The sequence below is a fragment of the Marinobacter sp. genome (genome assembly GCF_048269445.1).
Classification (GTDB): Bacteria; Pseudomonadota; Gammaproteobacteria; order Pseudomonadales; family Oleiphilaceae; genus Marinobacter.
Map to the genome: position 1 here is coordinate 370,527 of NZ_JBLXIQ010000004.1, position 22,393 is coordinate 392,919.

General features: G+C 56.7%; 24 protein-coding genes. 19 read left to right on the forward strand and 5 right to left on the reverse strand.

Annotated elements, in window-relative coordinates; all coding sequences use genetic code 11:
* Positions 1-18 precede the first annotated feature (18 nt).
* The 9 genes from ACN0XM_RS10735 (at position 19) to infA (ending at position 7,040) form a co-directional block, all read left to right on the forward strand.
* The gene (locus tag ACN0XM_RS10735; protein WP_417566925.1) at positions 19-606 is read left to right on the forward strand and encodes a PilZ domain-containing protein; all 588 of its coding nucleotides are present in this window, start codon (positions 19-21) and stop codon (positions 604-606) included.
* Between the two features lie 108 nt (positions 607-714).
* Positions 715-1,017: a hypothetical protein gene (locus tag ACN0XM_RS10740; RefSeq protein WP_417566926.1), complete on the forward strand. Its 303-nt coding sequence runs from the start codon at positions 715-717 to the stop codon at positions 1,015-1,017.
* 107 nt (positions 1,018-1,124) lie between these two features.
* Positions 1,125-2,177, forward strand: coding sequence for an agmatine deiminase family protein (locus tag ACN0XM_RS10745; protein WP_417566927.1), 1,053 nt, complete (start codon positions 1,125-1,127; stop codon positions 2,175-2,177).
* Complete coding sequence (locus tag ACN0XM_RS10750; RefSeq protein ID WP_417566928.1) at positions 2,174-3,097, forward strand: carbon-nitrogen hydrolase; 924 nt, start codon at positions 2,174-2,176, stop codon at positions 3,095-3,097. Before ACN0XM_RS10745 ends, ACN0XM_RS10750 begins: the two co-directional genes overlap by 4 nt.
* 7 nt (positions 3,098-3,104) lie before the next feature.
* Positions 3,105-4,016, forward strand: a complete 912-nt coding sequence (locus ACN0XM_RS10755; RefSeq protein ID WP_417566929.1) for an AAA family ATPase — start codon at positions 3,105-3,107, stop codon at positions 4,014-4,016.
* A gap of 140 nt (positions 4,017-4,156) precedes the next feature.
* Complete coding sequence (gene trxB / locus ACN0XM_RS10760) at positions 4,157-5,110, forward strand: thioredoxin-disulfide reductase (protein ID WP_417566930.1); 954 nt, start codon at positions 4,157-4,159, stop codon at positions 5,108-5,110.
* A gap of 203 nt (positions 5,111-5,313) precedes the next feature.
* Entirely contained in the window at positions 5,314-6,027 is a 714-nt protein-coding gene (gene aat / locus ACN0XM_RS10765; RefSeq protein WP_417566931.1) for a leucyl/phenylalanyl-tRNA--protein transferase, read from the forward strand.
* A complete protein-coding gene (locus ACN0XM_RS10770; RefSeq protein ID WP_417566932.1) occupies positions 6,028-6,741 on the forward strand; it encodes an arginyltransferase in 714 nt (237 codons plus the stop codon).
* 80 nt (positions 6,742-6,821) lie between these two features.
* Positions 6,822-7,040, forward strand: a complete 219-nt coding sequence (gene infA, locus ACN0XM_RS10775; protein ID WP_008169200.1) for a translation initiation factor IF-1 — start codon at positions 6,822-6,824, stop codon at positions 7,038-7,040.
* A gap of 104 nt (positions 7,041-7,144) precedes the next feature.
* Here infA and clpA read toward each other — a convergent pair whose 3' ends face one another.
* Both clpA and clpS read right to left on the reverse strand, forming a co-directional pair.
* Complete coding sequence (gene clpA, locus ACN0XM_RS10780; RefSeq protein ID WP_417566933.1) at positions 7,145-9,415, reverse strand: ATP-dependent Clp protease ATP-binding subunit ClpA; 2,271 nt, start codon at positions 9,413-9,415, stop codon at positions 7,145-7,147.
* 18 nt (positions 9,416-9,433) lie between these two features.
* Complete coding sequence (gene clpS, locus ACN0XM_RS10785) at positions 9,434-9,793, reverse strand: ATP-dependent Clp protease adapter ClpS (RefSeq protein WP_117620266.1); 360 nt, start codon at positions 9,791-9,793, stop codon at positions 9,434-9,436.
* Positions 9,794-10,100: 307 nt separating this feature from the next.
* Between clpS and ACN0XM_RS10790 the strand changes: the two genes are divergently transcribed.
* The 8 genes from ACN0XM_RS10790 (at position 10,101) to ACN0XM_RS10825 (ending at position 17,282) form a co-directional block, all read left to right on the forward strand.
* Positions 10,101-10,412 (forward strand): cold shock domain-containing protein, encoded by a 312-nt coding sequence (locus ACN0XM_RS10790; RefSeq protein ID WP_417566934.1) that lies wholly within the window; start codon positions 10,101-10,103, stop codon positions 10,410-10,412.
* 174 nt (positions 10,413-10,586) lie between these two features.
* The gene (locus tag ACN0XM_RS10795) at positions 10,587-11,225 is read left to right on the forward strand and encodes a pseudouridine synthase (RefSeq protein WP_417566935.1); all 639 of its coding nucleotides are present in this window, start codon (positions 10,587-10,589) and stop codon (positions 11,223-11,225) included.
* Positions 11,222-11,677, forward strand: coding sequence for an NUDIX hydrolase (locus tag ACN0XM_RS10800; RefSeq protein ID WP_417566936.1), 456 nt, complete (start codon positions 11,222-11,224; stop codon positions 11,675-11,677). Before ACN0XM_RS10795 ends, ACN0XM_RS10800 begins: the two co-directional genes overlap by 4 nt.
* Positions 11,678-11,721: 44 nt before the next feature.
* A complete protein-coding gene (gene mnmA / locus ACN0XM_RS10805) occupies positions 11,722-12,909 on the forward strand; it encodes a tRNA 2-thiouridine(34) synthase MnmA (protein WP_417566937.1) in 1,188 nt (395 codons plus the stop codon).
* Entirely contained in the window at positions 12,906-13,550 is a 645-nt protein-coding gene (gene hflD / locus ACN0XM_RS10810; protein WP_417566938.1) for a high frequency lysogenization protein HflD, read from the forward strand. Before mnmA ends, hflD begins: the two co-directional genes overlap by 4 nt.
* An 89-nt stretch (positions 13,551-13,639) precedes the next feature.
* Positions 13,640-15,007, forward strand: a complete 1,368-nt coding sequence (gene purB / locus ACN0XM_RS10815) for an adenylosuccinate lyase (RefSeq protein ID WP_417566939.1) — start codon at positions 13,640-13,642, stop codon at positions 15,005-15,007.
* A 16-nt stretch (positions 15,008-15,023) separates the two neighbouring features.
* Positions 15,024-16,175 carry a JmjC domain-containing protein gene (locus ACN0XM_RS10820; protein ID WP_417566940.1) on the forward strand — a complete coding sequence of 384 codons (1,152 nt, stop codon included), beginning with the start codon at positions 15,024-15,026 and terminating at the stop codon, positions 16,173-16,175.
* A gap of 141 nt (positions 16,176-16,316) precedes the next feature.
* A complete protein-coding gene (locus ACN0XM_RS10825) occupies positions 16,317-17,282 on the forward strand; it encodes a GNAT family N-acetyltransferase (protein ID WP_417566941.1) in 966 nt (321 codons plus the stop codon).
* Here ACN0XM_RS10825 and ACN0XM_RS10830 read toward each other — a convergent pair.
* Positions 17,271-18,281 (reverse strand): LysR family transcriptional regulator, encoded by a 1,011-nt coding sequence (locus ACN0XM_RS10830; RefSeq protein WP_417566942.1) that lies wholly within the window; start codon positions 18,279-18,281, stop codon positions 17,271-17,273. The genes ACN0XM_RS10825 and ACN0XM_RS10830 overlap by 12 nt on opposite strands.
* A gap of 238 nt (positions 18,282-18,519) precedes the next feature.
* Between ACN0XM_RS10830 and ACN0XM_RS10835 the strand changes: the two genes are divergently transcribed.
* Together ACN0XM_RS10835 and ACN0XM_RS10840 are read left to right on the forward strand one after the other, a co-directional pair.
* On the forward strand, positions 18,520-19,293 hold the full coding sequence (locus ACN0XM_RS10835) for a hypothetical protein (protein WP_417567090.1): 774 nt from the start codon (positions 18,520-18,522) through the stop codon (positions 19,291-19,293).
* A 56-nt stretch (positions 19,294-19,349) separates the two neighbouring features.
* On the forward strand, positions 19,350-21,377 hold the full coding sequence (locus tag ACN0XM_RS10840) for an ATP-binding protein (protein WP_417566943.1): 2,028 nt from the start codon (positions 19,350-19,352) through the stop codon (positions 21,375-21,377).
* Here ACN0XM_RS10840 and ACN0XM_RS10845 read toward each other — a convergent pair.
* On the reverse strand, positions 21,328-21,807 hold the full coding sequence (locus tag ACN0XM_RS10845; protein ID WP_417566944.1) for a MarR family winged helix-turn-helix transcriptional regulator: 480 nt from the start codon (positions 21,805-21,807) through the stop codon (positions 21,328-21,330). The two genes, ACN0XM_RS10840 and ACN0XM_RS10845, sit on opposite strands and share 50 nt — an antisense overlap.
* Entirely contained in the window at positions 21,804-22,295 is a 492-nt protein-coding gene (locus ACN0XM_RS10850) for a glutathione peroxidase (RefSeq protein WP_417567091.1), read from the reverse strand. Before ACN0XM_RS10850 ends, ACN0XM_RS10845 begins: the two co-directional genes overlap by 4 nt.
* Positions 22,296-22,393 lie beyond the last annotated feature (98 nt).

Sequence of the window (22,393 nt, forward strand, 5' to 3'; positions counted from 1 at the left end):
CAGTGTTCCGGAGCCTAGATGCAGTCACCTAACATCCCCAGCGAACCGGTGAATTCCTCACCCGAGCGCCGGGACTTTTTCCGCATTGAAGACCGTATCGGCCTGGAAATCCGCAAGCTGGCGCCCGACACCCCTCTGGATGCAGATCTTTTCGACGGCGACCATCTTGAAAGCCTGAAAGCGGAGTTCAGGCGGCTGGATCAGGACGTTAAGTCCCAGCTTGCCAGCCTTGCCGAGAGAGACCGGCTACTTACCGGACTCATCAAATCCCTGAACGGCAAGCTGGATACGCTTGCGCGCATTATGACCTTTGAGCAAAATCCGTTGCAACCGGAGGACTGGCAGGATGTGACCCTGAGCGAGGGCGGCCTGTCATTCTCAAGCAGCACGCCTGCCTGGCAACCGGGGGACCGGCTAGCCATTCGTATGACACTTCCGCCAGAACTTTTCCAGCCTCAAGCTATCGCCGAGGTACTGGAGGTACACCCCGACTCTTCAGGTGGGGCAAGGGTCCACACCGAATTTACCCGGATCGATGACAGCGATCGCCAGCAGATCGCTCGGCATGTGATGCGGTGGCAGATTCGCCAGCGACAAAAAGAGTAGAGTGGGGAAAAATGGATGACTTTTGCTAATCTTTTTCGGATATTACGCTTTATCCATGTCTTCCAGAACGAATTTTCGGTGGACAACAGCATTAATGGAGATTGATCAATGAGAAAAAACAGGATTCTGCTCGGCGCACTGGCTCTGTCTACCGCCCTGAGCCTTGTTCCGGCTGTATCGGCGGTTGCAGAGGAAATCCGCGTCCCGGTGGGAACCCAGGCAGACCGCGACCAGGCACACGTCCCTGGCACTGGCATGAGCCAGGCTTCGGTCCGAGCCTCCTGGGGCTCCCCTCTGGAGACTCGAGGTCCGGTTGGCCAACCTCCCATCAGTCAGTGGGACTACCAGAATTTCGTGGTTTATTTCGAAAATGATCGGGTAATCCATACCGTTCTCAAGCACAATCGCTGAATAATCGATAGCGGCCCGCGAAGGCCTGAAATTCCCCGCTCATGTCCTGACGTTCAACCGACCGTTGGTTAGAATAGCGTCTTTTGTGATGTTAAGGTGGCAGTGAAGTGACAACCAGACGCGTATTGCCCGCCGAATGGGCTCCCCAGAGTGCCGTATTGCTGACCTGGCCTCACCCCGGGACAGACTGGGCAGATATACTTGATGAGGTCGAGCCGGTATTTCTCGACATTGCCAGGGCCATACTTCGCTATGAGAACCTGGTGATAAGCTGCGAGTACGTCGCCCGTCTGCAGGAGCTAGACAGGGATTTGAACCAGTACGCTGAGGAAAACGGCTTTCCGGGTCGGGTACACACAGTTCCGGCGCCAGCAAACGACACCTGGGCCCGGGATCATGGCCCGATTACCATCGCAACCGATGACGGTCCGGCGCTGCTAGATTTCCGCTTTAATGCCTGGGGAGGGAAATTTCCCTTCGAGAAAGACGACGCCCTCAACCAGCACCTGGCCAACGCCGGCGTATTCGGCACCACCCCGATGCAGCAGGTCGACTTTGTTCTGGAAGGTGGCTCCATCGAATCCGATGGCCTGGGCACCCTGCTAACCACCTCTGAGTGTCTGTTGACCCCCACCCGAAACCCTTCTGTGGACCGGACCGCAATCGAGCAGTTGCTTGCCGAGGTTCTTGGCGTTACTCGTATTCTCTGGCTTAACCACGGATTCCTCGAAGGAGACGACACCGACAGCCACATAGACACGCTGGCCAGATTCTGCGCCCCGGACCACATCTGCTATGTGGCTTGCCCGGATGTCGCGGACGAACACTACAGCGCTCTGGCTGCCATGGAGGAAGAGTTGCTGGAATTCCGCCAGTCGGACGGTACACCCTACAAGCTGACAGCTCTGCCCTGGCCGGAGGCAATCCGCGATGAACGCGGAGAACGCCTGCCTGCCACCTATGCGAACTTTCTGATCATTAACGACGCGGTTCTGCTTCCGGTCTACGGAGTTGCCCAGGACGAGGAGGCAATTGCGGTCATGAAGAAGATTTTCCCTTCCCGTGACGTTGTGCCGATTGATTGCCGGGCCCTTATTCATCAGCATGGCAGCCTTCACTGCGTTACCATGCAAATTCCGGCCGGAGTCGTCACTCCATGAGCAACAAGACGACCGGCAACCAGATCGCGATCGCCGCCATCCAGCAAGCGTGTAGTCCAGACAAAGCTGCCAGCCTGGCCGTCACGGAAAAGCTGGTACGGGAAGCCGCGGCAAACGGGGCCGACCTGGTCATTCTGCAAGAGCTCCATGCCACCCTGTATTTCTGCCAGACCGAATGCACCTCGGTTTTCGAACTGGCAGAGTCCATACCCGGGCCCACCAGCCAGAGACTCTCTGATCTCGCCCGTGAGCTGGGCATTGTCCTGGTAGGCTCCATCTTTGAACGCAGGATGAACGGTGTCTACCACAACACCGCCGTGGTGTTTGAGAAAGATGGCTCCGTGGCAGGAATTTACCGGAAAATGCACATTCCGGATGACCCCGGCTTCTACGAAAAGTTTTACTTCACTCCAGGTGACGCGCAGTTCAACGATGGCCGCAGCGGTTTTACTCCCATTGATACCTCCGTGGGCAGGCTGGGCGTCCTGGTGTGCTGGGACCAGTGGTACCCGGAAGCCGCCCGACTTATGGCCCTTGCCGGCGCCGAGATACTGATCTATCCCACTGCCATCGGCTGGGATGTCACTGACGACCCCGACGAACAGGCGCGGCAGCTGGAAGCCTGGGTAACCGTGCAACGAGGCCATGCGGTGGCCAACAACCTGCCTGTCGTCGCGCCAAACCGCATTGGCACCGAACCGGACCCTTCCGGGCAGAGCGATGGCATCCGATTCTGGGGTAACAGTTTCATTTGCGGGCCTCAGGGCGAGTTCCTTGCCCGGGCCGATGATAGTTCCGAATGCATTCTGGCGGTAACACTTGATCGCAACCGAAGTGAATCGGTTCGTCGCATCTGGCCGTATCTGAGAGATCGCAGGATTGACGCTTACAGCGATATTCTCAAACGCGTGAGGGACTGAGCCCGGAATGAGACATCTGGTCGATACCGTTGTCAGTGAACTGAACCAGATACTTCTGGGCAAGGATCAGCAGGTGCGCCTCGCTCTCTGCGGCCTTCTGGCCCGGGGCCACCTGCTGATTGAAGACATTCCCGGCATGGGTAAAACCACCCTCTCCCACGCCCTGGCCAAAGTGATGGGGCTGAGTTATCAGCGGATTCAGTTCACCAACGACCTGCTCCCTGCAGATGTTCTCGGTTACTCAATGTATGACAAACAGGCAGGAAGCCTCGTATTCCATCCCGGACCGATCTTCGCCCAGGTGGTACTGGCCGATGAGATCAACCGGGCATCACCGCGCACACAGAGCGCCCTGCTTGAGGCCATGGAAGAACGCCAGGTATCCATTGAGGGGGAAACCCGGCCACTGCCCCACCCGTTTTTCGTGATTGCCACCCAGAATCCTATCGAACAGGGCGGCACCTATCCTCTACCGGAGTCTCAACTGGACCGGTTCCTGATGCGGTTACGCCTTGGTTATCCGGACCCGAGGGCCGAGCGTGAATTGCTCGAGGGTGAAGACCGTCGCGTCATGACCGAAAAACTCCCGACCCTGCTCTCCCAGGCAGACCTGAAAACCCTTCAGGAAGGCGTAACCCGAATAACCGCCAGCTCCGCGCTGCTTGATTATGTTCAACGGCTACTGGAACAAAGTCGCAGAATGCCCGGCCTTCTTTACGGTCTTTCACCCCGGGCCGGACTGGGACTGGTTCGTGCCGCCAAGGCCTGGGCCCTGATGGATGGCCGCCATCACGTTTTGCCCGATGATATTCAGGCCGTATTTCCGACAGTAGCGGAACACCGCCTGGAACAGGGCGAGACCGGTAAAAGCGCAGAAAGGGTCCGACAGCTACTGGCAACCGTTTCAGTGCTTGAGTAAATAGCGAGGTTTTATAAGCGGAATTGGCCAAAACGAATGGCAGACCGCTGCATTCATGTTAGCCTTTCCACCTTTCCCCGAAGCGTCTGGCCCTGAAACCGGGCTCGGCAACGTACGGTTTTTTAGTGAGAGATTTTTCAATGAGCGACACCAAACATTCCCGACTGATCATCCTCGGTTCCGGTCCCGCAGGCTATACCGCAGCTGTCTATGCAGCCCGCGCCAACCTGAACCCGACCCTGATTACCGGTATTGAAGTCGGCGGCCAGCTCACCACCACCACCGACGTGGACAACTGGCCCGGCGACAACGACGGCGTACAGGGCCCAGAATTGATGCAGCGCATGCTCAAACACGCCGAGCGCTTTGAAACCAGCATCGTTTACGACACCATTAACGAAGCCGATTTGCGGAACCGGCCCTTCCGCCTCAAGGGCGACGGCGGCGAGTACACCTGCGACGCCCTGATCATCGCAACCGGCGCCTCCGCCATGTACCTCGGCCTCGAATCCGAAGAAAAATTCAAAGGCCAGGGCGTCTCCGCCTGCGCCACCTGTGACGGCTTCTTCTACAAGAAACAGAAAGTCGCCGTCATCGGCGGCGGCAATACCGCCGTTGAAGAGGCGCTCTACCTCTCGAACATCGCCGACGAAGTCACTCTGGTACACCGCCGCGACAGCCTGCGCGCCGAAAAAATCCTCCAGGACAAGCTGTTCGAAAAAGCCGAAAACGGCAACGTCAAGATTGTTTGGGACCACACCCTCGACGAAGTCCTGGGCGACGGCACCGGCGTAACCGGAATGCGCATCAAAAGCATGAAGGATGGTTCGACGCAAGACGTGGAACTGGCTGGCGTGTTCATTGCCATAGGTCACAAGCCAAACACCGACCTGTTCCAGGGCCAACTGGACATGGAAAACGGCTACATCCGCATCCGCTCCGGCCTTGAAGGCATGGCCACCCAGAGCAGCATCCCCGGCGTCTTCGCCGCCGGCGACGTAGCCGACCACGTCTACCGCCAGGCCGTCACCTCCGCCGGCTTCGGCTGCATGGCGGCACTCGATGCCGAAAAGTTTCTGGATCAGCAAGATTGATCTAGTCTTTCAGAAGACAACACGGAAGCTGATCGAGGCCGGGAGGGCCAGCCTTCTGAAACTGTGCGGAGCCATGGATGGCGGAGCCAAGCGTACAGGGAAGTATTCACAGCGTGTTTCAGAAGGCTGACCCTCCCGGGCGCGACTCCAAAGTCCGATCATCACGAAATCAGTTTGAAAATCTGAGCAAATACCGGATATGGATGACCTCACTACCCTGGCTAGACCCTGACCAACTCTGGTTCCCCCCTGCCAGCGAAGCCCTGGACGATCCGGACGGCCTCCTGGCGCTCGGCGGCGACCTCTCCACAGACAGACTTATACTCGCCTACCGAAACGGCATCTTCCCGTGGTACAGCGACGAGCAACCCATACTCTGGTGGTCCCCCGACCCCCGATGCGTGCTGTTCCCAAACGATATCCACGTATCCCGAAGCCTCCGCCGCACCCTGAACCAACAACACTTTCAGGTAACTGCCGATCAGGCCTTCGGCCGGATTATCCGTCTATGCGCCTCCACCCGCGCCGAGGGCACCTGGATCACCGAAGAAATGATCGCCAGCTACGCCGAACTGCACCGAATGGGGGTGGCCCACTCCATTGAAATCTGGAACCATCGGGGTGATCTCGCCGGCGGGATGTACGGCCTCGGCATAGGCCTGTGCTTCTTTGGCGAGTCCATGTTCTCCCTGGAAACCAACGCCTCCAAAGTCCTTATGGTCCACCTTGCACATCAGCTCGACGCCTGGGGCTACCGGGTTATGGACTGCCAGGTGGAAAGCCGCCACCTACTGACTATGGGTGCCAAAACAATTCCCCGGGAAGAGTTTTTATCTATACTCAGGGGGAACATCGATCAGAAGCCGGATCAGACTGACTGGACCTTCCACTGGCAATGGCCCGGGCCGGAGGAGTGAATGAGCAATCTCAGAACCCTGGTGTTCTTTGCAACCCCGCCTCACGATTGCAGTTACCTGCCAGACCGCGAGGCAACCACCATGTTCGTGGACCCGCGAGCCCATATCGACAAAAAACTCTACAGCCAGCTCACTGCCCTCGGCTTTCGCCGCAGTGGCGGCCATTATTACCGCCCTCACTGTGAGCACTGCAATGCCTGCATCCCCGTACGCCTTAAAGTAGACGATTTCGAACCCGACCGCAGCCAGAGACGGGTTCTGAAGAAAAACGATGACCTGGAGTGCATGCTTGTACCGGCTACCTTTACCGAAAGGTATTATCAACTTTATGCCACCTATATCGAGAAACGGCACAAAGACGGCGATATGTACCCGCCGTCCCGGGAGCAGTTCACCTCGTTCCTGGTAGACGGTGCCACCGATTCGTGGTTTCTGGAAATTCGTAAGGACAATAATCTGGTGAGTCTGGCAGCCGTAGACTTGCTGGATGACGGCCTGTCTGCCATCTATACTGTTTTCGAGCCTGAAATGGAGGATCGCAGTCTTGGTACATTTGCCATCCTTTGGCAAATTGAGGAGGCCCGCCGAAGGGGCCTACCACATTTGTACCTCGGGTATTGGATCAAACAGTGCCGGAAAATGAACTATAAAACCCGTTTCCGACCCATTGAAGCCCTCCGCGACGGCCAGTGGCGTGAGCTGGATGCGGGCTGACTTTGCCAAACGCGGATAAATAAGGCAGAATTGCGCAATTTAAAATCACGAGAACCATACCCTAACGAGGTTTCTACTGAATGCCGAAATCAGATGCCATTGAAATGGAAGGCGTTATTATCGACACCCTTCCAAACACTATGTTCCGAGTTGAGCTGAGCAACGGTCATGTTGTGACGGCTCACATCTCTGGCAAGATGCGCAAGAACTATATCCGCATCCTGACAGGCGACAAGGTCAAGGTTGAGCTGACTCCTTACGACCTGAGCAAGGGCCGCATTGTGTACCGCGCCCGTTAAGGCGCATGTGACATCTGAAAATCCCCTTCTGGGTTTTTAGGCCATAAAAAAACCGCCGCCCGGTTACCCGGACGGCGGTTTTTCTTTACGTCATCGCCTCATACTCAGACGGCTTCCGCCGGCTCGTCCTCGTACTCGAACACCAGCTCGTCGTCACGGAGATGGATATATACATCCCCGCCCTTCTCCGACAGGCGCCCGAACAGGATCTGCTCAGCCAGTGGCCGCTTGATCTTGTCCTGAATCAGACGGGACATTGGACGGGCACCCATGGTGACGTCGTAGCCTTTGTCTGCCAGCCAGGATTTCGCAGCATCATCGACATGCAACACAACATGCTTCTCGTCCAGCTGCGCCTGCAATTCGGTCAGGAACTTGTCCACCACATGGGTGATGGTTTCCTTCTGCAGGTCGCCGAACTGGATGATACCGTCCAGACGGTTGCGGAACTCCGGCGTGAAGGTCTTGGTGATAATCTCCATGCCATCGGTGCTGTGATCCTGCTCACTGAAGCCAATCGAACGACGGGCCATGCTTTCTGCCCCGGCATTGGTTGTCATCACCAGGATTACGTGGCGGAAGTCCGCCTTGCGGCCGTTGTTATCAGTCAGGGTACCGTGATCCATTACCTGCAGAAGCAGGTTGAAGACTTCCGGATGGGCCTTCTCGATTTCATCCAGCAACAACACACAATGGGGGTGCTTGGTGACAGACTCCGTCAGCAGACCTCCCTGGTCATAACCGACATAGCCCGGCGGCGCACCAATGAGTCTTGAGACAGTATGGCGCTCCATGTACTCGGACATGTCGAAACGCACCAGCTCGATACCCAGAACCTTGGCAAGCTGTTTAGTCACCTCGGTTTTACCGACACCCGTCGGCCCCGCGAACAGAAACGCACCTTCGGGTTTCTCGGGCGCCTTCAGGCCAGCGCGAGCCAGCTTGATGGAAGTAGAAAGAGACTCGATGGCCGGATCCTGACCAAACACCACCATTTTGAGATCCCGCTCGATATTCCGGAGCAGGTCCTTGTCACTGGTAGAGACGTTCTTCGGCGGAATACGGGCAATATTCGCAACCACATCCTCGATATCAGTGACATCGACGGTTTTCTTGCGCTTGCCCTCCGGCTGCAATCGCTGCCGGGCACCTGCCTCGTCGATCACATCAATGGCCTTGTCCGGCAGATGGCGATCAGTGATATACCGGTCCGCGAGCTCTGCGGCAACCCGCAAAGCCTTGTCCGTATACTTCAGATCGTGGTGCTTCTCGAAGTTCGGCTTCAGGCCTTTGAGGATCTGGTAGGTATCCTCGACGCTGGGCTCGTTGACATCAATTTTCTGGAAGCGACGAGCCAGAGCGCTGTCTTTCTCAAAGATACCCCGGAACTCCTGGAACGTGGTGGAGCCAATGCACCGGATCTCTCCGGAACTCAGCATCGGCTTCAACAGATTGGAAGCGTCCATCACGCCACCGGATGCAGAACCGGCACCGATAATTGTGTGGATCTCGTCGATAAACAGAATGGCGTGGCTCTCCTTCTTGAGTTCCGCCAGCAGCCCTTTCAGGCGCTTCTCGAAATCACCGCGATATTTGGTGCCCGCCAGCAATGCACCCAGATCCAGCGAGTAAACCACCGCATCGGAAATGATATCCGGCACCTGACCATCCACAATTCTCTTGGCAAGCCCTTCAGCGATGGCGGTCTTGCCTACGCCGGCCTCCCCGACCAGCAATGGATTGTTCTTGCGACGACGCACCAGGATCTGTACTACCCGCTCAACCTCGTGCTCGCGGCCAATGAGCGGATCAATCCGGCCCTGACGGGCCTGCTCATTGAGATTGGTTGCGTAGCTTTCCAATGGCTTGGAATGGCCGCCTTCCTCTCCGGCTTCATCATGAGACGCCTGATCATGGCTCTCCTGATCCTCGGCGCCCTGAACCCGGGAGATTCCATGAGAGACGAAATTGACCACATCAATGCGGGCAATGCTCTGTTTCTTGAGCACATACACTGCCTGACTTTCCTGCTCGCTGAAAATAGCGACCAGTACATTGGCCCCGGTTACCTCTTTCTTGCCCGAGGACTGCACATGGAACACCGCCCGTTGCAGCACTCGCTGGAAGCCCAGCGTGGGCTGGGTCTCCCGCTCACTGTCGCTGCTCGGAATCAATGGTGTTGTTGAGTCAACAAACTCGACCAGTTCCTCCTGAAGTCGCTTGAGGTCTGCACCACAGGCCTTCAGAACGCCCACTGCCGATTCGTTATCGAGCAGGGCCAGCAATAAATGCTCCACCGTCATGAACTCATGACGTTTATCGCGGGCATTCTTGAAAGCCGTGTTCAGCGTAATTTCCAGATCTTTACTCAGCATGGGCCACCCCAACGTCTTTCAGTCCGCACGTTCAATCTCGCAAAGGAGCGGATGTTCGCATTCCGAGGAATACTGGTTCACCTGTGCCGCCTTTGTTTCCGCGATGTCCCGGGTAAATACCCCGCATACAGCTTTTCCCTGCGTATGGACGAGCAGCATCACCTGCGTCGCCTTTTCCTCGTTCATTCCAAAGAACGTCATCAGCACATCCACAACGAAATCCATGGGTGTGTAATCGTCATTCAGGAGCACCACCCTGTATCGCGCCGGGCGCTTGAGAGCTGGCTTTTCGGGAGCAACGCTGAGGCCATCTTGCCGCCCCGGCTGTTCGTCCTCCCCCTGATTTAATACTAGTAGAGAATTTTCGATAGTCCGCATCATTCCTAACCGGTTTATCGGTGCTCCTGTCTATCTAAAGGTGGATGTCGGCCCCCGGGTTTTCAAGCAGGGCATGAGATATTTATCAATACGAACATGATACCGCTTCCAGACTGCGTTCAACCACACATTCCCGGCATAGAAACTATTGACTCGACGCAACGATTGGCCGAAAGTTAACCTGCATTGTAAAATAATGTAAATCCATGCAATGTTTGTGTAACGGGATTCGGACCGAAAGTGCGACGGCCGAAAGGCAAACACCACGAACAAGAATAGTGACAGCAAAAGAACAGGGGAGTTCATCATGCCAAGAGGCAAAGTCAAGTGGTTCAACAATGCCAAAGGGTACGGGTTCATCATCGAGGATGGTTGCAGTGACGATCTGTTTGCTCACTTCTCGTCGGTCCAAATGGAAGGCTATAAGACCCTGAAAGCAGGTCAGGCCGTATCCTTTGACAAAAAACCAAGCGACAAGGGCATTCACGCAGTCAACATCATTCCGGATGAGCAGCCCGCCAGCAAGGCCGAGACAGGTGCCGAAAGCGACTCTGCAGAACAATCGGAGCGACAGGAATCCGGCCGGGACGGTTATCCGCCCCGAGCAGTAAACGGCTGACCTGTTCTGACATCTGGAGCCTGACACCCACCGGCGGAAGCTGGTGGGGGTTATTTTTATCCCTGAAAAGCTGACCTCTCTGCTAACGACGGCAATCAGGCTTTGTCAGCCCTCGCCGTTGAAGTACCCTACTCTCTCTTAAGCACACTGCAACTTCTGGAAATCTGTAATTGCATGGCTGAGCTCATTCTTTTTAACAAACCTTTTCAGGTCCTGAGCCAGTTCACCGACGACGGCGCTGCCGGAGGGAGTTCGCCGCGTGCCACGCTGGCCGACTACCTGAAAATTCCCCGGGTGTATCCGGCCGGTCGACTGGATTACGATTCTGAGGGCCTGCTTCTGCTGACATCCGAAGGTGCCTTGCAGCACCGTATTGCGTCGCCGGCACTGAAGATGCCCAAGACCTACTGGGTACAGGTAGAAGGCGAGATTTCAGATGACGCCCTGAAACGTCTGGCGGAAGGTGTCGAACTGAACGATGGCCCCACCCGGCCAGCAAAGGCAACAAGAATGCCCGCTCCGGCCATCTGGCCCCGGGTACCTCCTGTAAGGCACCGCGATACCATTCCAACCAGCTGGCTGGAGCTGACCATTACCGAAGGCAGGAACCGTCAGGTTCGGCGAATGACTGCCGCGGCGGGCTTCCCGACACTGCGGCTGATCCGTTACCGCATCGGTGACTGGACCCTGAATGGTCTGAAATCCGGCGAATACCGGAAAGTCACCGTTAACCTGCCGGCCGGCTCAAATACCAAATCCCGCCCCGGTCAAACCGGACCCGGGGCCCGATCCCGGAGAACCAGAAAGTCATGACCTGGACACCCCATGCCACTGTAGCGGTTATTGTTGAAGATCAGGCCGGACGATTTCTCATGGTGGAGGAACTCAGCGGTGGCAAGGTTGTGTTCAATCAGCCCGCCGGCCATATCGAGGAAGACGAGGCCATTCTTGACGCCGTTCGCCGGGAAGCTCTGGAAGAGACCGGCTGGGAGGTTGACCCGATACATTTCTTGGGCATCTACACCTACAAGGCGCCGGCCAATGGCGTTACCTATTATCGGTTCTGTTACGCGGCCCAAGCCGGAGCGAAGATTTCAGACCGTCTGGACGACGGTATCATTGCCGCCCACTGGCTGACCCTTGACGAAATTCGTGGCCTCGGCGAAAAACTTCGCAGCCCGCTTGTCCTGCAGTGTATAGAAGATTACCGAAATGGCCGCCAGTTCCCGCTGGACGTGGTCGTCGATTCAAAGACGGCGTACTAGGAAAATGGTAAACTCGCGGTTTTTTAACCGGTAGCGACGCTGTCATGACCAACGCCTTTGAAGCTCATTCTTCAACCAGTCCAACCACCACCCGCGTGATCGTCGGCATGTCCGGCGGTGTGGATTCTTCCGTGGCCGCCTGGCTGCTCAAGGATCAGGGTTATCAGGTTGAAGGCCTGTTCATGAAGAACTGGGATGAGGACGACGGCACCGAATACTGCACCGCCATGACTGACTTGGCGGACGCCCAGGCCGTCGCCGATGTCATTGGCATCAAGCTGCATACTGCCAGTTTCGCCGCCGAGTACTGGGATCGGGTGTTTGAGCATTTCCTTTCGGAATACCAGGCAGGCCGCACCCCGAACCCGGACATTCTATGCAACAAGGAAGTCAAATTCCGCGCCTTTCTGGACTACGCCATCACCCTGGGCGCCGACTATATAGCCACCGGCCACTACGCACGCCAGCGCCCCCTTGCAGGTTCACAGGGCAAGGCCCAGCTGCTGAAAGGACTGGACCCGAACAAAGACCAGAGTTATTTCCTGCACGCGGTCTCAGGCGACCGCATCGCACGAACTCTGTTCCCCGTGGGCGAGCTGGAGAAGCCGGAAGTGCGCCGTATTGCCGAACAGCAGGGCTTCGTGACCCACGACAAGAAAGACTCCACCGGCATCTGCTTTATTGGTGAGCGCAAATTCCGGGACTTTCTGAAACAGTACCTGCCCGCTCAGCCCGGCGATATCGAAACCCCGGATGGCCAGAAAATAGGCCGCCACCAGGGCCTGATGTACCACACCATTGGCCAGCGCCAGGGCCTCGGCATCGGTGGCCTCAGCGAATTCAGTGATGAACCCTGGTATGTGGCGGAAAAGGACCTCAGCCGCAATGTGCTCATTGCCGTTCAGGGCAAGCATCATCCCCTGCTGTTCTCCCGAGGCCTGGTATCCGGCCCGGTAGACTGGATCGCCGGCCAGCCTCCCGCTGAGTCCTTCCGCTGCAGCGCGAAAACCCGCTACCGGCAGCCGGATCAGGACTGTCAGGTTTCGGTCATTGACGGTGGCGCACGGGTCGATTTTGGTGATGCCCAACGGGCAGTCACGCCGGGACAATCCGTTGTCTTTTACGACGGGGAGGTGTGTCTCGGCGGGGGTGTTATAGAGGAAACCTGGCGTGATGGCGATCCCCTCCCTGCTCGCCTCACCGGAGCGCAGACTCAGGAAGAAGCCGTATGAGCCGCTCTCTAAAAGACCAGACCCTCGCCCTGGCCGGGGTCTTCCAGGCCGCCAACCTGGTTCAGCAGATTGCGCACAGTGGCCAGTGCAATCTGTCCAGTCTGGAAACGTCCATTCGCTCCCTGTTTGCAACGAATCCGGAGAACACCCTGGATGTGTATGGCGGAGAACTCAGGGATATTCAGGAAGGTCTGGTAACGCTTTCTTCCGTGCTCAGCCAGCAGAGCAAGCAGCAGGAAATTGAAGTGCTTCGCTATGCCCTCAACCTGATTCAACTGGAATCCAAGCTGAATCGCCGGTCAGACATGCTGGACGTGATCGGCAGCCGAATCGATCAGGCCCGGCACACCGCCAGCCACTTCGGCTATACCCACCCCAACCTGATCAGCAACCTCGGCTCGGTTTACGCCGATACCATCAGCACCTTCCGGATGCGCATCCAGGTTAGTGGCAACCCCTCGATCCTGCAGCAGGAGGAAAATGCAGCGAAGGTTCGGGCCCTTCTACTCGCGGGGATACGCTCGGCAGTGCTCTGGCGCCAGACTGGCGGGCGACGCTGGCAACTGATTTTTTCCCGCAAGAAGGTTATCCGGCTCGCCCAGGAACTGGTCGAGGAAGCGAATCGCTCCCTGTACCACTGACAGCGCTGATTCAGTGCCTGCGCTGGTGTATGATATGCACCCCCTATATTTCTTTTGACCCGATTCTTTGATGACTTGAGAGGTTTTCGATGGAACTCAACGCCCTGACCGCCATTTCCCCGGTCGACGGACGCTACGGCAGTAAGGTCAGCGTCTTCCGAGAAATCTTCAGTGAATATGGCCTGATCAGGAACCGCGTGACCGTCGAGATCCGGTGGCTGCAGAAACTGGCGGATCATCCCGGCGTCACCGAAGTGCCTGCTTTTTCAGCCGAGGCCAATGCCGCGCTTGACCGCATGGTGAGCGAATTCAGTCTGGAGGACGCCGAGCGCATCAAGGAGATCGAACGCACCACCAATCACGACGTGAAAGCGGTGGAGTATTTCATCAAGGAAAAAATCGCCAGCGTTGCGGAGCTGCACGCGGTTACCGAGTTTGTTCACTTTGCCTGCACCTCCGAAGACATCAATAATCTGTCTCATGCCCTGATGCTGCGGGAGGGCCTGGATCACGGCATGCTGCCCGCCATGGATCGGGTCGTCGACAAGCTGGTGCAGCTGGCCCACGATCACGCTGAACAGCCCATGCTCTCCCGAACTCACGGACAGACTGCATCCCCCACCACCGTCGGCAAGGAACTGGCCAATGTCGTCCACCGACTACGTCGGCAGGTCAAACAGGTTCGTGAGACCGAACTGCTGGGCAAGATCAACGGTGCAGTCGGCAACTACAACGCCCACCTTTCGGCCTACCCGGAAATCGATTGGGCGCAGAACGCCAAGGAATTTATCGAGAGCCTCGGCCTTGACTGGAACCCATACACCACCCAGATCGAGCCACACGATTACATCGCCGAACTGTACGATGCCATCGCCCGTTTCAACACCATTCTGATCGACCTGGACCGGGACATCTGGGGCTACATTTCCCTCGGCTACTTCAAGCAGAAGACCGTAGAAGGCGAAGTCGGCTCCTCGACCATGCCCCACAAAGTCAACCCGATCGACTTCGAGAACTCCGAGGGCAACCTTGGCATTGCCAATGCGCTGTTCAGCCATCTGTCAGCCAAACTGCCGATTTCACGGTGGCAGCGGGACCTGACCGATTCCACGGTGCTCCGCAACCTGGGCGTCGGCTTTGCCCACAGCCTGATCGCCTATGAGGCCAGCCTCAAGGGTCTTGGCAAGCTCGAAATCAATCCATCCCGTCTTGATGACGATCTCGACCACGCTTGGGAAGTGCTCGCCGAGCCAATTCAGACGGTGATGCGCCGCTACAACATCGAAAAGCCCTATGAAAAGCTCAAGGCATTGACCCGTGGCAAGGCGATGACGCCGGAACTGATCAAGAATTTCGTAGAGAGTCTTGATATTCCAGAGCAAGCCAAGGCGGAGCTGATGGCGCTGACACCGGGCAGCTATATCGGCAACGCCATTGCTCAGGCACAAAACATCTGAAACCGGGAGCACACCCATGGACATGCTTGGCGGACTGACGCCCTCTGAATTTCTGCGGGATTACTGGCAAAAGAAGCCCCTTGTCATCCGTCAGGCATTTCCCGGATTCCAGTGCCCGGTCAGCGCAGATGAGCTCGCGGGCCTTGCCTGTGAAGAAGGCGTGGAGTCCCGAATTGTCATTGAAAACGACGATGGCAAACCCTGGCAACTCCACAACGGCCCGTTCTCTGCCGACCGGTTCAGCGCGCTACCGGAGCAGGACTGGACGTTGCTGGTTCAGGGTCTGGACCATTGGGTTCCGGAGATCGCCGACCTGTTGGAGCACTTCCGCTTCATCCCCAACTGGCGAGTGGATGACATCATGGCCAGCTACGCCCCTAAAGGCGGCAGCGTTGGCCCTCACTACGACCAATACGATGTTTTCCTGCTGCAAGCTCAGGGCAGCCGACGCTGGACTTTTGGCGGCCACTGCGACCACACCTCGCCAAGAGTGGAAGGTACCCCGCTCCGGATTCTGAGCAGCTGGAGTGGTGAAGAAACCGTCACCCTGGCACCCGGCGATATGCTGTATCTGCCGCCGGGCATCGGACATCACGGTATTGCAGAAGATGATTGCATTACCCTGTCAGTAGGGTTCCGCGCGCCGACCATTGACGATGTGCTAACCGGTTTCACTGACTTTCTGTGCAGTCAGTCAGATGCCGCGGACCACCTCAACGACCCGGATCTGCAGGTTCAGGACAACCCGGGCACAATCCTGCCCGACGTTGTCGACCGCCTGGAAGGCGTTATCCGGGAGAAACTTGGCGATCGCCAGCAGCTAACGCTATGGTTTGGCCAGTATTCCACCGCACCGAAGAGTATGGATATTGTGGTTCCGGCGGACGAACCGGCCGATGCCGGGGATATTGCTGAAGCGATTCATGCCGGCGAACAGCTGCGCTGGAACGAAGGCTCCCGCTTCGCCTATTACGATTTTGACAGCGAGACGGCGCTGTTCGTGGACGGAGAGCAGTTCCTGCTCAAAGGGGATGCCCGCCCTCTCGCCCCGCTGCTGTGTTCCGCCGCCCGAATCAATATGCCGGCCCTGGCCCGCTTTGCCGGCGACGAGGCATTGCTCGGTCTTCTGACCACGCTTTACAATCAGGGTTCTGTGTACTTCGAGTAAAACTGAACATTGGCGGGTTACGGCGAGTGGATGGGCCCTGACAAAATACGCTGTAAATACGTCCATGTACGCTCGGCTCCGCCATCCATGGCTCCGCACGATTTTGTCAGGGCCCATCCACTCGCCTTCTCAGGCTTGGGTATGAATATCCGATTCAGAAAATACAGTTGGCAACTGGCCCCGGCATCGATCCAGGATATCCGGCAAAAGGTTTTTATCGACGAGCAGAAGGTTCCTCCAGAGCTGGAGTGGGATGAAACCGATGAAATTGCGGACCACTATTTGGCAGTTCTGCCAGATAACACACCCGCAGGTGTGGCCCGATTGTTCTCAACTCTGGAAGAGACCGGCCATATCGGGCGCATGGCGATCCTGCCTGAATATCGTGGCCGAGGCATTGGTGAGGCCCTGCTCCGGCATCTGATTGCCGAGTCTGCTGGGCGCTTTTCCGAACTCAGACTCTCCGCCCAGGAGCACGCGATTCCTTTTTACCAGCGTTCAGGCTTTCACGTGTGTTCGGATGTCTACGACGATGCCGGCATCCCCCACTACGGCATGCGCTGCCTGGCACCGGAACTGGCCAACGATGTCCTTCCCAGGAAGACGGCGCCCATGATCCTGGGCACTGACGAGGACTCCTGGCTGTTTGACAGCGAAAGGCGGCTAATCAGCCTGATGGATTCGGTGGTTGGCCAAGCGGGTCAGCGCATCTGGTTGTATGATCGCCTGCTGGAGCATGATCTTTACGATCGCCACCGCTTCCGGGAGCTGGTCTCTGCGCTCGCCCGCCGCCATCGGCTCAGTGAGGTGCGCCTGCTGATTCACGATGACAAGCCGCTGGTGAAGCGCCGCCACAAGCTGGTCGAACTCATGCGCCGGCTGCCAAGCCGGATGGAGCTGCGCCTGGTCAATGACGATTACCCAGTGGAAGATCGGCCGTTCATCCTCGCAGACCGGGAGGGTGTGGTTTACCGGCATGATTTCGACAAACCAGAAGGTTTCGCCAAGTTCTCCGACAGTGGCAGGGTAAAACTGCTCGCTGAGAATTTCCAGCGCATGTGGGATGCTGCCCGCCCTTCCCTGGAGTTACGGGAATTACCGCTCTGAGTGATGGGCCTGCAGCGTATCCGGCGCCTCAAATCTCGCCCCGAACGGGGCAAATTCGGTATCTACGTCACTGGCCACTTCGGCTATCAATTTGCGTAGCCACTGATGGTCCGCGTTGTGTTGCAACAACGGGCTCCAGGCCATTTTTAACTCGAATGGCGGAATTTCGAACGGCGGCACCTTTACCACCAGGTTCGGATTGTCTCTCTGCAGCCAGGCTGCTCGGGAGGGTAAGGTGGCAATCAGGTCATGCTGTTCCGCCAGCAGCATGGCTACCTGATAATGCCGGGTGAACACGGAAATCTGGCGCTTGCGTCCCATTCTGGACAGGGCTTCGTCAACCCAGCCAAGGCGCTGGACATCCTTCGGGTTGACCCCTACACCTACCCCGAAACCAGTCTTGCTGACCCAGATATGACTGGCATCCAGATAGGTATCCAGCGTGAACGGCTCTCTGAGCAACGGATTGCGAGCATTCATCAGGCAGGCAAAATACTCTATCCAAAGGGTTTTCTGGTGAAAGGACTGGGGGATCTTGTCGAACCGGTTAATAGCCATATCCAGCCTGCCCTGCTCGACATCTAGGAAGCTGACATCGCTCGGGGTCAGCACGTCCAGGGTCACGTGTGGCGCTTCCTGCCGGATGCGCCTGAGCACCCGGGGCATCAGACATGACTCGGCGTAATCACTGGCCATAATCCTGAACACTCGCTGGCTGTCCAGGGCCGAGAACGGGGTCTTCTCCTGAACCGCCTGCTCGATATCGGATAGAACCCTCCGTACCAGCGGTTGCAACTCTCGGGCTCTTTCCGTGGCTGTCATACCCTCACTGGTTCTCACCAGCAACGGATCGCTGAACAGATCACGCAACCGTCGTAACCCGTTACTCATTGCAGGCTGGGTAATGCCTAGGTGGTTGGCCGCCTTGGTAACATTCCGCTCCCGCAACAACACGTCCAGGTAAACAAGCAGGTTCAGATCAACACGGGAAATATCCACAAACAACTCCGGAACACCATATTATCGGGATAAAATAACCCTCATTCACGAGGATAATATATATGATACGGTAAATTCACGTAATCAATAAGCAATACGAACGTTCACATTTCAAAACGGATTCAACGCCGTATTTCTGCTAGTCTTTCGGATACTTGCTGAATAATATCGGTATGTTGAGGCCGGGCTTGCTCACCCGCCGTCTTTTGATCCTGCAGCCGGAGTTGTGACTGACAAAATGGATACCACTACCATTGTCCTTTTACTGGCGGCCATTGTTACCGTCTCGATTATCATTATTGTCCTCAGTCAGATGCGGGAGCGCGCCCGAATTGAGCGGGCCCGGAAAATCACCGCACAGGAGGACGCATACAACCGCGCTTTTCGTCTTCTCTCCGAGATTCCCGGCCAATACCTGACCGCCGACCTTAAGCTCCTGCTGATCAAACGCATGGAAGAAGCCTGTGCCGAGCTTGCGGGGCTCAAGTCCAACCTTCCGGTCCAACAGTGGCAGGAGTCTGCCGCAGATCTGAAAAATCAGATCCTGGAAAAACGGGACTCAACAACACCGGTCAAGATCGACTCTCCCGAGAAGTCCAATTACGTCAAAGAATTGCTTCAGAACCTCTTCAAGATGATCGAGGGAATGCACAAAAGTGGCAGGATTGACGCTGGCTCAGCGAAAAAGAACCTCAAGTATGTCCTGTTTCTGGTTCACAAGACCCACGCCGACCTGCACGTGTTCCATGCCCGGGATTATGTCCGCCAGAACCAGATCCGCAAGGCGATCCATGCCTACCATCTGGCCAGCACCGAAATGGGAAAGTCCCGGGACAACCCCCTTGCCATGAAAGCGGTCAAGAGCTTCCGGACCCGCATCAAGGAACTGGAGGCAATGAGCGCAGAAGGCAAAGACGGCCAGCATCAGGAATCCCAGTCCAAACTGGACCGCGAATGGGACACCTTCCTCCACGATGATGAGTGGCGGAAGAAGGCCGACTACGACGACTGAAGGCACAGATCGGGCCGTTGCTATAACAGGCCCGCCAACAGAGACATTGAATACCCGTGAGCAAACGCTTCAAGCAGCGGCTTTCCTACCGACTCACCCGTGACACCGTTCTGGTTGCCATGGCCCTGGGACTGGTGCTCAATGTAGTCCAGATCACCCTGGATTATTACAGCGCCCGGGAATCCATGGGAAGCGAGATCCATGCTCTGGTCGATATCAGTAACAGCCCCGCCTCCCAGATTGCCTACAACATCGACGTGCGATTGGCGGAAGAGTTGCTGGATGGCCTTCTCAGGCACCCGGCAACGATTGATGCCCGCATTGTCGATAACGATAACCAGACCATGGCTGCCTCCAGCAAGAGCAGTCCGGAATCTCCCTACCGCTGGGTCAGCGACCTTCTGTTCGGCTCAGACCAGGTTTTCAGGCAAGAGCTGAGGGTCCCTCAGCTTGAGGACCTGCCGCTCGGAGAACTCGTTCTCACCATCGATACCTTTCACTATGGCTCTCAGTTTCTTTGGCGGGCCGGTTACACTCTCATGAGCGGGCTCTTCAAAAGCCTTATTCTGTCCGCCGCACTGCTCATGATTTTCTATTTCGTGCTCACCCGCCCCATGCTCAACGTGATCAGCGCACTCAGCCAGGTGCGCGCCAGCTCTCCGGAGAAAGTCAGGTTACCGATACCACGCAACCACCGGGACGACGAGATCGGAAGCATGGTTGGCATTATCAACCAGCACCTCGAAACCATTGACTCCAGTCTGGCGCAACTGCGCCATGCCGAGAGCGCCATGAAGAATTATTCCGCTCAACTTGAGCAAGAAGTGGAAGACCGTACCCGGGAAATTTCCGAAAAAAATCAGGCTCTGCAAAAAGGTAACCGTGCCCTGGTAAAAGCCAAGGAAGACGCCGTACGCCGCGCCCGAGCCAGGGCCAACTTCCTGGCAAGCATGAGCCACGAAATTCGTACTCCTCTGAATGGCGTACTGGGTATGCTTGGGCTCGCATTGGAGGGAAATCTTGATGCCGCTGAGCGGAACCGGCTGCAGATTGCACTGACGGCCGGTGAGAGCCTGCTGGAACTTCTGAACGACATCCTCGACATTTCAAAGGTCGAAGCTGGCAAGCTGAGCCTCGAAAACATCCCGTTCAGTGTCCGGCAGCTGACGGAGGAATGCGCAACGCTCCATGCCCAGCAAGCTCGGCTTAAGGGCATCTACCTGATTAACGAAATAGATCCGGACCTCCCGGAGAGCTTTCTGGGCGACCCGACTCGGGTGCGGCAGGTGCTCAACAATCTGTTGAGCAACGCCATCAAATTTACGGAAGAGGGCGGCGTCCGAATCCGGGCAGGTTATTCTGGCGGCAGTCTCAGAATCGAGGTGGTAGATACCGGGATTGGCATGTCCAAAGAGGGCCTGCACAGGATATTCTCACCTTTCTCACAGGCCGACGCAGACACCACCCGGCTTTATGGCGGGACCGGCCTGGGTCTGACCCTCTGTCGCCAGTTGGTGGAACGAATGCATGGCCAGATCCTCGTGGACTCACTCGAGGGCAGCGGCACCCACTTCACCGTTACCCTGCCGCTGCCGGTTCATCTTGTCGGGCCCGCGGATGCAGAAGGTGCGGTTTCAAGGAACAATCGCATTGGCATCACTCCGGAGCCATCGCAATCCGAAACTGATCAACCACTGTCGATCCTTCTTGTAGAGGACAATCAGGTCAATCAACTGGTAGCCAGTAGCTTGCTCAAAAAGCTCGGCCACCGGACAGATCACGCAGAGAATGGCCAGAAGGCCATCCAAGCGCTGAAGCAAAGGCACTATGACATGGTGCTGATGGACTGCCAGATGCCGATAATGAATGGCTATGAGGCAACACAACGGATACGGCAGAACCCGACCTGGAAGAACCTCCCCATCATTGCCGTCACCGCCAACGTAATGCAAGGCGACAGGGAGGACTGCCTGGCATCAGGAATGAATGATTACATCACCAAACCCTATAAACGTGACGAACTCAGGGCTGTGATTAATCGCTGGCGGCCACCTGCTGCTCAAGAGCACTCAGGACCTGCCTGAGCTCATCACGGAGCGCAACCAGCCGGTCCGGCTCGACCTCAATGCTGCACAAGAGGCGCCCGGGAATCTGCTCGGCTTGCTCTCGCAAGTCCCGCCCGGCTTCGGTCAGCGCTACTGTTACCACCCGCTCGTCATCCTGGCTCCGTTGCCGGATGGCCAGTCCACGGTCCACCAGGCGCTTCAACAGCGGGGTCAGGGTGCCCGAGTCCAACCGAAGGCGCGCCCCCAGATCAGAAACCCTGGTTAGCCGTCCACTTCTTGCCTGCTCCCAAAGCACCAGCATCACCAGATACTGCGGGTATGTGAGGCCTAGGTCCGCTAGCAACGGGCGGTAACGAGCCGTTACCGCCCGGTTTGCAGCGTACAATGCGAAGCAGATCTGGTTATCAAGATCCAGCCTATCGCTCAATGGGTCAGTCTCTGCTGTCATGCTGGCAATAATTTCTCGATGTCAGCCCGGATATCCTCGGGTTTGGTTGTGGGTGGGTAGCGACGGACTACTTTGCCATCAGGGCCCACCAGGAACTTGGTGAAGTTCCATTTCACTTTTTCCGATCCCATCAGACCTTTGGCCTCGCGCTTGAGAAACCGGAACAGCGGGTGGGCTCCATCGCCATTGACTTCGATCTTGGAGAACATCGGGAAGTCGACGCCATAGTTGAGGCTACAGAACTGGTTGATCGCGTCGTCATTGCCCGGATCCTGATTGAGGAACTGGTTGCAGGGAAAGCCGAGCACTTCGAAACCCTTATTCCCCAGTTCCTTGTGGAGCGATTGAAGACCCTCGAACTGCGGTGTGAAGCCGCACTTGCTGGCGGTGTTCACAATCAGGAGTACCTTTCCCTTATAGTCCGCCATGCCTTTCTCATTGCCCTGGATATCCCGCACTTCGAAGTCGTATATCGTGTCACCAGCCATCATTTTCTCCTATGAGAGATTTATATTTTGCACAATTCCATTGTGCACAATCAGGTTAAGAAAAACCATGTCCTGCAGGCCTTCCAGGAGGCACTTTT